7 protein-coding genes and 1 pseudogene are annotated in these 12854 nt (G+C 72.8%); 4 read left to right on the top strand and 4 right to left on the bottom strand.

Features of this window, described 5'->3' with window-relative positions:
- Nucleotides 1-194: 194 nt before the first annotated feature.
- Nucleotides 195-731: a MarR family winged helix-turn-helix transcriptional regulator gene (locus tag ACTWP9_RS29130; RefSeq protein ID WP_443249280.1), complete on the bottom strand. Its 537-nt coding sequence runs from the start codon at nt 729-731 to the stop codon at nt 195-197.
- 128 nt (nt 732-859) lie between these two features.
- Between ACTWP9_RS29130 and ACTWP9_RS29125 the strand changes: the two genes are divergently transcribed.
- Nucleotides 860-2155 carry an MFS transporter gene (locus ACTWP9_RS29125; RefSeq protein ID WP_443249288.1) on the top strand — a complete coding sequence of 432 codons (1296 nt, stop codon included), beginning with the start codon at nt 860-862 and terminating at the stop codon, nt 2153-2155.
- Nucleotides 2156-2209: 54 nt separating this feature from the next.
- Here the strand turns inward: ACTWP9_RS29125 and ACTWP9_RS29120 are convergent, their stop codons facing one another.
- Together ACTWP9_RS29120 and ACTWP9_RS29115 are read right to left on the bottom strand one after the other, a co-directional pair.
- The gene (locus tag ACTWP9_RS29120) at nt 2210-4198 is read right to left on the bottom strand and encodes a SpoIIE family protein phosphatase (RefSeq protein ID WP_443249279.1); all 1989 of its coding nucleotides are present in this window, start codon (nt 4196-4198) and stop codon (nt 2210-2212) included.
- Between the two features lie 129 nt (nt 4199-4327).
- Complete coding sequence (locus tag ACTWP9_RS29115) at nt 4328-5884, bottom strand: NAD(P)/FAD-dependent oxidoreductase (protein ID WP_443249287.1); 1557 nt, start codon at nt 5882-5884, stop codon at nt 4328-4330.
- 410 nt (nt 5885-6294) lie between these two features.
- Here ACTWP9_RS29115 and ACTWP9_RS29110 point away from each other — a divergent pair, with 410 nt between their 5' ends.
- The 3 genes and pseudogenes from ACTWP9_RS29110 (at nt 6295) to ACTWP9_RS29100 (ending at nt 8961) form a co-directional block, all read left to right on the top strand.
- The gene (locus ACTWP9_RS29110; protein WP_443249278.1) at nt 6295-7116 is read left to right on the top strand and encodes a TetR/AcrR family transcriptional regulator; all 822 of its coding nucleotides are present in this window, start codon (nt 6295-6297) and stop codon (nt 7114-7116) included.
- A gap of 53 nt (nt 7117-7169) precedes the next feature.
- Nucleotides 7170-7967: pseudogene (locus tag ACTWP9_RS29105) on the top strand (RNA polymerase sigma factor); the annotation flags it as partial.
- A gap of 127 nt (nt 7968-8094) precedes the next feature.
- On the top strand, nt 8095-8961 hold the full coding sequence (locus ACTWP9_RS29100) for a zf-HC2 domain-containing protein (RefSeq protein ID WP_443249277.1): 867 nt from the start codon (nt 8095-8097) through the stop codon (nt 8959-8961).
- Nucleotides 8962-9025: 64 nt separating this feature from the next.
- On the opposite strand, the gene ACTWP9_RS29095 is transcribed toward ACTWP9_RS29100, so the two are convergent.
- Nucleotides 9026-12772 (bottom strand): AfsR/SARP family transcriptional regulator, encoded by a 3747-nt coding sequence (locus ACTWP9_RS29095; RefSeq protein WP_443249276.1) that lies wholly within the window; start codon nt 12770-12772, stop codon nt 9026-9028.
- Nucleotides 12773-12854 lie beyond the last annotated feature (82 nt).

The raw sequence follows: 12854 nt of genomic DNA, 5'->3' as shown, positions 1-12854 counted from the left end.
CAATTCGGCATGCCGAACAGACCCCTGCGAAGGGAGATGGTGCTGAGTAGAGGTTTCTGCCGGAGCGGCAGGAGTGGTCGACAGAAGCCACGACAGGCCGCTGACAACCCGAGGAACCTTACGGATCACCGGTCGTACTGTCAACCGGGATCAGGGGCGGCTCAACTCGCCCTGACCGGGCCTCGGTCGGGGCTTCAGTCGAGGTCGGTCAGGCGGCCGCCGGCGTCGGGTTGGGCATGTTCGACGCGGCGTAGGAGGCGGGTGAGGAGCTCGCCGAGTTGTACGCGCTCGTCGGTGGAGAGGTCTTGGAGGAGGTCTTCCTCGAAGGCCGACGCCATGCGCATGACCTCGAGCCACTTCTCGCGGCCGGTGTCGGTGAGGCCGATGATCACGCGGACCCGGTTGTCGGGGTCGCGCTCGCGGGTGACCAGATCCTGGGTGAGCATCCGGTCGATGCGGTGGGTCATCGCCGCAGGGGTGAGGCCGAGCCGCTTGGCGATGGTGCCGGGCCAGAGCTGGTAGGGGCTGCCGGCCATGACGAGCTCCTTGAGGACCTCCCACTCCGGGCTGCTGAGGCCGAGCGTTGCGAGTTGGCGCCCGTAAGCCACGCTCATCCGGCGGTCCAGCCTGCTCAGAGCGTTGACCACCTTCTCCACCTGGGGGTCGAGGTCGCGGTACTCCCGCTGGTAGATGGCGATCTGCTCGTCGAGCGTCGGCTGTCGGTCCGGCATGTGCGCAGTATCGCACGATGACTCGTTCGCTCTAAACGCTTGCTGTGTGTATTCTTTAGCATCGAACTTTAGCTTCGAAGTCTTCGTAGCTGTATCCCTTGTACATCTCTCGACTCAGGCAGGTGAGTGTGACCACGGCGACGGCCGCCGCTCTGCGGCGGATCCAGCTCGGTAACGCGCTGGCAGCTTTCGGCAACGGCTTCACGGTGCCGTTCCTCTTCGTGTACGTGGCGCGGGTGCGGGAGCTCGGCGACGGCACCGCAGGTGCGGTGCTCGCGGCGTTCGCCGCCGCCGCGCTGCTCGTGCTGCCCTTCACGGGGCGCGTGATCGACCGGAGCGGACCGTTGGTGGTGGTTGTCGTCGGTGCGGTTTCGGCCGCGCTGGGTGCGCTGGGGTTCGGGCTGGCGACCAGCGGGCCCGCCGTACTGGCCGCATCCGCCGTGATGGGCGCCGGTATCGCCGTGCTCCAGCCCGCGCTCGCGACGATGATCGTGTGGTGCTCGACGGCGGGATCGAGGTCGCGTGCCTTCGCCACTCAGTTCTTCCTGAACAACCTGGGGCTGGGTGTCGGCGGGCTGCTGGGCGGAATGCTCGTCGACGAGCACGAGCCGGCCAGCTTCACCCTGCTGTTCGTCATCGAGGCGACGATGTTCCTCGTGCTGCTCGCCGTGCTGGTGACGGTGCGGGTGGGGCGCCCTGTGGCGACTGCCGGGGCGGAGAGTGGCGCGCGCGACTCCGGTTGGGGCGTGCTGCTGCGGGACCGGTCGATGGTGCTGCTGTGTGTGCTGGGGTTCGTGATCTTCTTCGCCTGCTACGGCCAGTTCGAGTCGGGGCTGTCGGCGTACGCGGTCGACGTCACGCGGATCTCTACCTCCACGCTGGGGATCGCGCTGGCCGCCAACACAGCGGTGATCGTGCTGGCGCAGTTCGTGGTGCTGCGGCTGGTGGAGGGGCGGCGGCGTAGCAGGGTCGTCGCGCTGGTGGGACTGATCTGGACCGTCGCGTGGTTGGCTGCGGGAGCTTCCGGGTTTGTGCACGGGGCGCAGGCTGTGGCTACTGCGCTGCTCATTGGTACGTACGCGCTGTTCGGACTCGGCGAGACGATGCTCTCGCCGACGGTGGCGCCGCTGGTCGCCGACCTGGCTCCGGCACGTCTGGTCGGGCAGTACAACTCGGCTTTCGCGCTGGTCAAGCAGTTGGCGCTGGCCGTGGGTCCTGCGGTGGGCGGTGCGCTCGCCGCGGCCGGGGCCTGGTCGGCGTACATCGTGCTGCTGGTCGTGTGCTGCTTGGGCGTGACGGGGCTCGCGTTGGTGCTGGGGCGACGGCTGTCCGAGCGTCAGGACCGGCCCGGGTCGGTCATCGTGGCGCGCGGCGATGCGGTCCGTCCGGCTCCTGAGGACAGCCTCGTCGGCGCGGGTCGGTGACGAGCGGCAGGGACCGATCCGGATCGGGATCGCCCCTGCCGCACCGTACGTCGGCTACCTGCCCGGGAGGGCGAACTCGCACCAGACCGACTTGCCGCCGCCCGGGGTGCGGCGGCTCCCCCAAGCCGAGGCGATCGTGGCGATGATCGAGATGCCGCGTCCGGCTTCGTCGCCAGGCTCGGCGCGGCAGCGGCGGGGGAGGCGCTCGTCGCCGTCGGTGACCTCGATGATCAGTCGGCGGTCGGTACGGCGTAGCAGCAGCCGCATCGGCGGGGTGCCGTGCTGGAGGGAGTTGGCGACCAGTTCGCTGGCGGCCAGCACCCCGAGGTCGCGGAGTTCGGTGGGGAAGCGCCAGGAGGCCAGGACGCCGGAGGCGAAGGCGCGGGCGCGCGGGGCCGCTTCGGTGCCGCCGAGCAGGTCGAGCGCCGCGTCGTGGAACAGCTCGGCGTCGGGGCCGGTGCGTACCGGGCGCTGGAAGACGAGGAGCGCCACGTCGTCGTCGTGGTCCTCGCTGATGCCCAGGGCGCGCAGCAGCCGGTCGCAGATGATGTCGGGGGAGCCGGTGGCGCCCGCGAAGGCGTTCTCCAGCGCGTCCACACCCTCGTCGATGTCGGCGTCCCGGCGTTCGATCAGGCCGTCGGTGTAGAGGACGGCAGTGGCGCCCTCGGGCAGCGGCAGGCTCCCGGAAGTGTGCAGCCAGCCGCCGGTGCCCAGCGGCGGGCCGGTGTGCTCGGTGGCGCGGTGGACGGTGCCGTCGTGGTCGCGTACGAGGATGGGCACATGCCCGGCGGAGGCGTAGCTGAGGCGGCCCTCGTTGGGGTCGTGCACGGCGTAGACGCAGGTGGCGATCTGGGAGGCGTCGATCTCGGCGGCGAGGCCGTCGAGGAGTTGCAGGACCTCGTGCGGCGGCAGATCGAGCCGGGCGTAGGCGCGGACGGCTGTGCGGAGCTGGCCCATGACGGCGGCGGCGCGCACGCCGCGGCCCATGACGTCGCCGATGACCAGTGCTGTGCGGCCCGCGCCGAGGGTGATGACGTCGTACCAGTCGCCGCCGACGGCCGCGTCCGTGCCGCCCGGCTGGTAGGTGGCGGCGACGCGCAGGTCGTCGGGCTGCTCCAACTCCTGGGGCAGCAGGCTGCGCTGAAGAGTGACGGCGGCCTCGCGCTGGCGGCGTTCGCTGGCGCGCAGCCGTTCCACCGCCTCCACCTGGTCGGTGACGTCGGCGGCGAAGATCAGCACGCCGCTGTCACCCGATGTGGTGATGGGGGTGCATGTGAAGGTGTAGTACCCGGGGCGGCGTCTGCTGCCCGTCGCGCCCGGCTGCGGGGGTACGCGGCGGGACTTGACCGTACGGGGCCGACCGCTGCGCCGGACCTGGTCCATCAGCGGGAGCAGGCCGAGCTCGACCAGCTCGGGCAGGGCCTCCCGGGCCGCTGCGCCCGTGGGGCGGGGGCCGAAGACCTGGGTGTAGACCTCGTTGACGAACGCGATGCGGTGCTCGGGCCCGTATACGACAGCGGCCAGCGCGGGGACCTGGCCGAGCAGCGCACGGACGGGGAGCGCATCGATGGCACGTCTGCGCTGCGCCGCTCTTTCGGGTTCGAGTCCGGAGTCGGCCTCGGTGTTCGGCCCCGGGTCGGCCTCCGCGTGCGGACGGCTGCGGGCAGCGGGCACGGTGGGGGTGTCCGAAGCGTCCTCGTCCGGGTGCACCTGCTGACCCGGCACCGCTTGGTCGGGCACGGGCCGGCCGGGTACACGCTGGTCGGACGCTGTGGGATCGGCTGTCGCTCCGCCGTCGGCTTCCCCCGGCGCGGCGGGGGTTGGGCCGCTGTCCTCGGTGCCGCTGTCGGTGCCGTCGCTGCCCGTGCCGGTGCTGCCGGGGCGCTCGCCGCCGGTGCTTTCGGCGGCGTCGTCCGTGCTGCCGCCGTCCGTGCTGCCGGCGGAGGTCTCGGTCGACTGCGCTCGCGCCTTTATCGCGGCCTGGGCGGCAGCGGTGCGCCGCTGTGTGCCGGGCAGTCGGGCGCTCCAGCGCGTGAAGTTCACGTCGTCCGATTCCTTGTGTGGTTCGCTGTGTTCGCTCGGGTCGCTCGGGGCCGCTTGGGGTCACGCTTCGCAGACGCGGGCCCACCCATGGTCACATGCCCAGTGTGGCCCACCGTGCCGGTGGAACCCTCAGTTCTCGTCGGGGCGCCGTTCGGTGCCCGCCGCGAGTTCGAACTCGGCACGGGGGTGCTCCAGCGAGCCGAGAGAGACGATCTCCCTCTTGAACAGGCCGGAGAGCACCCATTCCGCCAGCACGCGTGCCTTCCGGTTGAAGGTCGGCACCCGGCTGAGGTGATAGGCGCGGTGCATGAACCAGGCAGGGTAGCCCTTGAGTTTCCGTCCGTACACGTGCGCGACCCCCTTGTGCAGTCCGAGGGAGGCGACCGAGCCCGCGTAGGAGTGCCGGTAGGGGGTGGGTTCCTGGCCTTCGCACACCGCCGCGAGATTGTCGGCAAGGCGGCGTGCTTGGCGTACTGCATGCTGCGCGTTGGGGGCGCACAACGGCGGTTCCGCGCCGTTGTGCGCCGCTGGGCCGGACGCCTTGGCCGGGTCCGCCGCCGAGCTCGCCGCCGGGTCCGCCGTGAGGTCGGGGACGGCCGCAGCGTCGCCCGCTGACCAGGCGTGTTCCGTGCCCTCGACGCGCAGCGTGGCCTCGCACTTGAGCTTGCCGCGAGCGGTGAGGGGCAGTCCGGTGCGGGCCAGCAGGGGGTGGGGTTTGACGCCTGCCGTCCACACCAGGGTGCGGCTGGGATGCCGGGAGCCGTCGCTGAGGACGGCGACCCTTTTCTCGCACGAGTCGAGGCGCGTCCCGAGGCGTACGTCGATGTTGCGGGCGCGCAGCTCACGCAGGGCGTAGCCGCCCATCTCCTCGCCGACCTCGGGCAGGATCCGGTCGCTGGCCTCCACGAGCAGGAAACGCAGATCGTCCGCGGAGATGTTGTGGTAGTAGCGGCAGGCGTAGCGCGCCATGTCCTCCAGTTCGGCCAGCGCTTCGACGCCTGCGTAGCCGCCGCCGACGAAGACGAAGGTGAGCGCTGCGTCGCGGATCGCGGGGTCGCGGGTGGAGGAGGCGATGTCGAGCTGTTCGAGCACATGGTTGCGGAGCCCGATGGCCTCCTCGACGGTCTTGAAGCCGATGCCGTGCTCGGCCAGGCCGGGGACGGGGAGGGTGCGGGAGACGGAACCGGGCGCCAGCACGAGTTCCGTGTAGGGCAGTTCAAGGGTCTGCGGCTCGGGCCGTTCCCCGGGTGCCGCCTGGGCCGCGCGGGCCGCGTCGGCCTCCGAAGTGACGAGGGTGCTGATGTGCGCGACACGGCGGTCGGGGTCGATGCTGCGGGCCTCACCCACGATGACCTGGCAGTGCGACAGCACCCGGCGCAGCGGTACGACGACATGGCGCGGAGAGATCGAGCCGGCGGCAGCCTCGGGCAGGAACGGCTGGTACGTCATGTACGGATCGGGGTCCAGGATCGTGATGATGACCCCGTCGGCGGACTCGAGCGATGCGGCGACCGGCCCACCCGGCGCATCCGGCGTGCTCGGCACAGCGGGCATGTTCGCCGCATCCTTCGGCGCTCCGGGCGTACCGGGCACGGCCGAGGCATCCGGAGCGAGGGCCTCGCCGGGGCGGGCGGCCTGCCGGAGTCGGTGCTTGAGTCTGCGTTGGAGGCGCAGCGCTGTGTACATCCCGACGTAGCCGCCGCCGACGACGAGGATGCGCGCGGGTTTCGCAGGTTCTTTCGTGGCCTTCGTCACCTGACCATGACGCACCCTCGGCCCCTCGTTTGTCCACAGGACACGTCAATCATGTGACCGGTGTGCGCCGGGCGCTCTCCGTATCACCGATGTCGTACGGAGAGTGGTCGTTGCAGGTCACGGCTGGGGCGCAGGGGGCGCAAGGGGCGCAAGGGCGGGGTGCGGCCGGTTCGGGCGGGTCAGGGCCAAACGGCCGTGCCGGGACGCCCTCTTCTCTCTCAGGGTGGGCTCAACTATGTTCGTATCCCAGCGGGTGCGGCCTATGGACCAGTGCGCCGCATTCCGACCCCGCGGACGCGGGGGTCTCCGGGGGGAGACATGGATTTTCCGGGGGAACAACGATGCACATTCAGGGTATTCACGGCTCTCATGCTGGGGCGGCGCCGACCGCTGTCTCCGCTGTTCCGGAGGGCCAGACCACCGCGCACGCCACGGCTGCCACGGCTGCTGCGCGGACGACGCCGCTGCGGGTGGACGCGCAGCGGAATCTCGAGCATGTACTGCGCGCCGCACGCGAGGTCTTCGGCGAGCTGGGCTACGGCGCGCCGATGGAGGACGTCGCGCGTCGGGCACGGGTGGGGGTCGGGACGGTCTACCGCCGCTTCCCGAGCAAGGACGTGCTGGTCAGGCGGATAGCCGAGGAAGAAACCGCGCGGCTGACGGAGCAGGCGCGGGCCGCGCTGGGCCAGGAGGAGGAGCCCTGGTCGGCGCTCTCCCGTTTCCTGCGTACCTCTGTCGCCTCGGGAGCGGGGCGACTGCTGCCGCCGCGGATACTCCGCGCTGAGACCCGGCCCGACAGCGCCTTGCGGGTGCCGCAGCAGCGCACCTCCGTGCTGAGCGGTTACACCGAGGCTCCGACGCCTGCCGAGGGGACGCATCCGGACCTGCGGCTGGTGGAACGTCCCAGCGCGGCGAGCGAGTCCTCGGCCGCGTACGACCTGGGAGATGACCCGGGAGCGGCGGAACTGCTGGAGGTCGTCGGGCAGTTGGTCGAGCGGGCGCGGGAAGCGGGCGAGCTGCGCCCGGACGTGACGGTGGGCGATGTGCTGCTGGTGATAGCGACCGCCGCTCCCTCGCTGCCGGACGCTGCGCAGCAGGCCGCCGCCTCGACGCGGCTGCTGGACATCCTGCTGGAGGGGCTGCGCTCCCGTAGTGCGCGCTGAGCAGCCTTCCGCAGCGGCGCACTGAGGGCTGAGCACCAGGTCAGCAGGGGAGCATGCCCTCGGCATTCGCAGAGCCGGGTGTCTGTACCCGAACGGGTGGTTGGTCTGCTTGTCCGGTTCCCGCCCTGCGGCGCTGTGCCACGCTGACGCGATGGTCAGCGCGCGGGGCGGGTACGGAAGTCGCGGCTATGGGCGGTGACAAGGAGCGGGGGCCGGGAGAGCCCCGTCCGGATCCCTCCCCCAGCCTTCGGCCTGGCAGTGCCCCCAGGGGGGTGCCCGAGCAGTCGGTATCGCGCCAGGTGCCCGAGCAGCGCAGGCGGCAGGACACTTCAGGGGCGCCTGGCCGGCACGGCGGGCGTGGCAGCAGGCGCGGCAGGCATGGTGGCGGACCCGGCAGGCATGGTGCCTCCGACATGGAGCTGCTCTCCCGGATGCGGGAGGGCGACAACGAGGCGTACGAGGAGCTGTACAGGCGGCACGCCGAGCCGGTGCGCCGCTATGCCCGTACGTGCTGCCGGGACGCGGACACGGCGGACGACCTGACGGGCGAGGTCTTCGCCCGCACCTTGCAGGCCGTACGCGGCGGCAAGGGCCCCGAGGCGTCGGTGCGGGCCTATCTGCTCGCCTCCGTACGGCATGTGGGGGCGAACTGGGCGCGGACCCGGCGGCGGGAGCGGCTGGTGGACGACTTCGCCGCCTTCGCACAGTCGGCCTCCGCGGCCTCCGCGGCGCGCGACGAGGACACCCTCGAGCTGGGCGCCGAGGTGCGGGCGATGCGGGAGGCCGAACAGAAGCTGGTGGTACGGGCGTTCCGCAGCCTGTCCGAGTACGACCGGATACTGCTGTGGCACACCGCCGTCGAGGGCGTACCGCCGCAGGAGGTGGCGCCGCTGCTGGGCAAGTCCCGCGGGGGGGGCCACGGCGACGGCGGCGCACCGGGCGCGGGAGCATCTCAAGCAGGCGTACCTCCAGGCGCATGTGAACCAGGCACTGACGGAAGGCGGCGAGTGCGCGCGGTACGCCGACCGGCTCGGGGCCTATGCGCGCGGCGGGCTGCGGATGCGTGCCGAACGCGGGCTGGCCCGGCATCTGGAGGAGTGCCCGGCATGTCGGCAGGCGGCGTCGGAGGTCAAGGACCTCAACGAGCACCTCAGGCTGCTGGTCCCATTGGCCCTGGTCGGCTGGTTCGGGACGGCGGGCGGCGCCAAAGCCTTCGCGGCGCTGATCGGCGGCGGTGCGACGACGGCGGCCACGGGCGGCGCGGCAGCGGGAAGCACGGCAGCGGGAAGCCCGGGGGGCGCAGGAAGCGCAGCCGGGGGCGGTGCAGGTGGCGCTGCGGTCGGTGGCGCCGGAAGCGGAGGTGCGGGTGCCGGGGCCGGAGCCGGGGCGGGCGGTGCGGCGTCGGAAGGGCTCGGCGCCCCCGCGAAGGCCGGTATGGGGTTCGGTGTGGCGGCGGCGGCCGGTGCGGCGCTCGCATACGCGCTGTCCGGAGGCGACGGCGAGCCTCCCAAGAAGCCTGAGGCACGGCACCCGGCGCCGCCTGCCGCGCCCGGACAGCCGCCCGAGAAGCCGGACCCCGCGCCCCGGACCGAGCCCCGGCCCCCAGAGCCGAAGCCCGAGCCGCCCGCACCCGATCCGATGACGCCGCAGGCCGAACCGCGGCCCGCACCGGAGCCGGAGCAACCGGAACCGGTCGATCCGGCCGAGCCCCCGCGCAGTCCGGACCGCCGCAGTCCGGACCGGCGCCGCCCGAGCCACCGGCGCCCGGGCCGCTGCCCCCGCCCCCGAGGCACCGCCCCGCACCGCCGCCGCCTCCGCCGGCCGAGCACCACCTCGTCAGGGTGACGGGGGACACCGTGACGCTCAGCTCCAGCACCGGCGAACGCCAGGTACGGCTGGTGGTGGAACGTCAGCCCTCGGCAGCGGGCGGGGCGCCCTCGGTGGAGCTGTCGGCGGCGAGCTGGGCACACAGCTCGTCCAGGCGCTCGACGGCCTCGACGGCGGTGAGCGGCGGTCGCCCGTCGGCCCCCTCCGTCCCATCAGCCCTCTCCGTCCCCTCGGCCCCGCCCGCCCCCTCGGTCCCGTCCGCCCCGGCGTCGGCGGCAGCGGAGGGGTAGGCGCGGATCGTGCCGTCGATGCGGAGTTCGGGGACGCTCGCGGGCAGCTCGCCCCGGAGTCGCTGGGCCGCGTCGGCGAACTGGACGGCCAACGGGTGGCGGCCGTTCAGGTGCAGGATGTAGCCGGCGGTGAGCAGCGCCTGACCGACGAGGCTTTCCGGGATGCCGATCTCCAGCCCGATGCGAATCGCGGTACGTATCTTGCGGACGGCGTCGGGAAGCAGATCCGGCCCCTCGGAGGCGGTGATGCGGGCGTCCAGCATCCGCAACATGACCTCGAACATCGCGGGCGGTGTGCCGACGGACGCGTTCTTCCGGCTCTGGCTGTGGAGGTCGCGGGCCCGTTCGATGTCACCCGCCTCGGTCGCCGCGACCGCGCGGACGAAGACCGCGATGGTCAGTGCGTCCCGGATGCCGAGGCGTTCGGCGTCCTCGATGGCCCGGCGGGCGAGCTGGTCGGCCTGTTCCGTATCGCCGCGGCGGAACCAGATGTCGGCGATACGGGCGAGCAGCACCGGCATCTCGGTGAGGGCGCCGAGCTGCTGGGCGTAGCGCAGGGCGGTCTCGCACTCGGCGCGTGCGTCGTCGTAACGCCCCTCCTGGAGGGCGACCTCCGCGCGCAGTCCGCACAGCTGGCTCAGCAGCCAGCGGTCGCCGGTGCTGTCGGCGAGGGCGCTGATCTCGGGCAGGTCGTCCTTGGTGGCGGCCACTCCGCCGGGGAGGTCCATCCGCACATGGGCGCGGAAGAGCAGCGCCACGGCCAGCCCCCACGGCTCGGCGTAGCGGCGGCAGTTGGCGACGGACAGGTCCATCAGGGCCGCGACGCCCTTGCTGCCCTCGATCAGATAGCCGGTGAAGGGCCAGAGCATGCCCGGGAAGCGGGCGGCAGCAGGGCCGGGTTGCCGGAAGGCCGCGACCAGTTCTTTGGCGACGGTCTGGTGGTGCGGGTCGGTGAGCAGCTCCTGGGTGTAGTGCTCGGACAGCAGGAAGTAGTCCAGCAGCTGGAACTCCCGGAAGAGCAGCTCCTCCTCCGGGTCGCGCTCCTCCGCGGTGGGGGGAAACATCGACAGGACGGTCTCGACCCAGTGCGCTCCCTCGTCGCGGTAGTTGCGCAGCCACCAGAACCAGCCGGCCACGCGGACGAGCGCGACGACCGTCTCGCGGTCCTCGTTGCGCAGCGAGCGGTGCAGGGCGGCGCGGATGTTGTCCAGGTCGGCCTCGACTCTCGGCAGCCAGGAGAGCTGTTCGGCGGAGCGGAGCCGGGGTTCGGCGGCGTTGGCGAAGCGGAGGATCTGGGCGGTGTGCCGTTCCTCGGCCGCCTCCCGGTCGGCCGGGTGTTCGGCGGCGCGCTCGCGGGCGTAGTCGTGGATCGTCTCCAGCATCCGGTAGCGCACGCCGGTGCCGGTGAGGGCGGGCGGCTGGTCGGCGACCAGGATGGACTTGTCCACGAGTGCCGAGAGCAGGTCGAGTACGTCGTCAGGGTGGATCTGTTCCGGGTGGGTGTCCGGCGCGGGTGACCGCCCGGCGTCCTCCGGGGCCCCGTCCGCGCACACATGTTCGGCAGCGGAGAGGGTGCAGCCGCCGGCGAAGACGGACAGCCTGCGTACGACGGTACGTTCGCGCTCGTCCAACAGGTCCCAGGACCAGTCCACGACGGCCCGCAGGGTCTGCTGGCGCGGCAGTACGGTGCGGCTGCCGCTGGTCAGCAGGCGGAAGCGGTCGTCGAGGCGGTCGGCGATCTGCCGCGGGGTGAGCGACCGCAGCCGCGCTGCCGCCAGCTCGATCGCGAGGGGCAGTCCGTCGAGGCGGCGGCAGATCTCGGCGACGGCCTCCGGGTCCTCGCTCGTACGGAACCCGGGGCGGGCCGCGGCGGCGCGGTCGGCGAACAGGCGGTGTGCCGGTGCGGGCGGCAGCGGCTCGACCGGGCGCACCGTCTCCCCCGGTATGCCGAGCCGTTCGCGGCTGGTGGCCAGCACGGTGAGTCCGGGACAGTGCGCCAGCAGCGTCTCGGCGAGGGTGGCGGCGGCGTGGACGACGTGCTCACAGTTGTCGAGCACCAGCAGCAGACCGCGCTGCTCCAGGTGTTCGACCAGCAGCGCAGTCGGGTCCGCCTCGCCGCCCAGCGAACGGGTGCCCTCGGTGGCGGCCGTGGACAGCGACGTCACCCGGCGGCCGAGGGCGCTGAGCACGGCGCCCGGCACGGCTGCGGGGTGGTCGAGCGGTGCGAGCTCCACCAGCCAGGTGCCGTCGGGATACGGCGCGGGGTCGGCGGCGGCCGATGTCGCGGCAACCTGCTCGGCCAGCCGGGTCTTGCCCGAGCCGCCCGGCCCGATCAGGGTGACCAGCCGGGAGGCGGCGAGATCGGCGCCGATGGCGGCGATGTCCGCCTCACGACCGACGAAACTGGTCAGCCGTGCGCGGAGGTTGCCGAGTCGAGGCCGGGCACTCTCGTCGGCACACTGCGGCCTGAGGGATGTGGGGGATTCGGCGGAGTCGCGTGAGTCGGGGGATCCGACGGGCTCAGGGGGCTCAGGGGAGCTGAGTGCTCCGGAGGATCCGAGGGAGCTGTGCTCGCCCTGGGAGTGCGGAGGTGCGGAGCGCGATCCCGGGGTCGAGGTGCCGGAACCCGGCGGCGTTGGGCGCGACTCCGGTGGCGCAGAAGGGGACTCCGGCGGCGCGGCGCTGGAGGACCCTGGCGGCGCAGAACGGGAGGACCCTGGCGGCGCGGCGCCGGAGCGGGGCACGGCAGTGCCGGTCGAGGTGCCGGTTCTGTCGGGCGAGGTGCCGGTCGGCGTACCGGCGGCCAGCAGTTCGGCGTGCAGGGCGCGCAGTTCGGGGCCGGGGTCGGCGCCCAGGCGGGCCGCTATGCCGCGGCGTACGGACTCGTAGCCGGCCAGTGCCTCCGCCGTACGGCCGCTCTCGTGCAGGGCGCGCAGATACAGCGTCTGCAACGGCTCGTCGAGGGGATGTTCGGGCGCCAGCTCGCGCAGCTCCGGCAGCACCCGGGCGGCGCGGCCGAGGGCGAGGTCGGCCGTGAGACGGCGTTGCAGCGCGGTGTGCCGCAGCGCTTCGGCGCGGGCCGCGACGCGGGTGCGGCCGGGCAGGTCGGCGAGGGCGGGGCCGCGCCAGAGTGCGAGACCCTCGCGGAGCGCGGCGGCGGCCTGTTCGGCGTCCCCGGCCTCAAGTGCGCGCTCGCCCTCGGCGGCCAGGCGTTCGAAGCGGATCAGATCGACCTCGTCGTGCTGCGGGTCGACCCGCAGCCGGTAGCCGCCGGCCAGCGATTCGACGGCGTCCTTGCCGAGAACCCGGCGCAGCCTGCCCACGAGCGCCTGCAGCGCGGCAGGCGCGTTCTCCGGCATCGTGCCGGGCTCCCCGTCCGCCCACACCTCGTCGATCAGTGTGTCCGGAGAGGTGGGAGCGCGGCTGTGGGAGCGCAGTGCGAGGGCGGCGAGCAGCGCACGCAGCCGCTGCCCGCCCAGCGGGAGCGGCCGGCCGGCCTCGTCGTGGGCCTCGCTCGCCCCCAGGATCAGATACCGCACGGGCCCATTGTCCCCGCAGCCGCACACACCGCCGCCACATTTTCCGGCAGGCGCCCCCGGACTCCCCCACCGAGCGCCGCCT

The sequence above is a fragment of the Streptomyces sp. 3N207 genome, from assembly GCF_052246355.1.
Lineage (GTDB): Bacteria > Actinomycetota > Actinomycetes > Streptomycetales > Streptomycetaceae > Streptomyces.
This window is presented reverse-complemented; position numbering and strand designations above follow the sequence as displayed.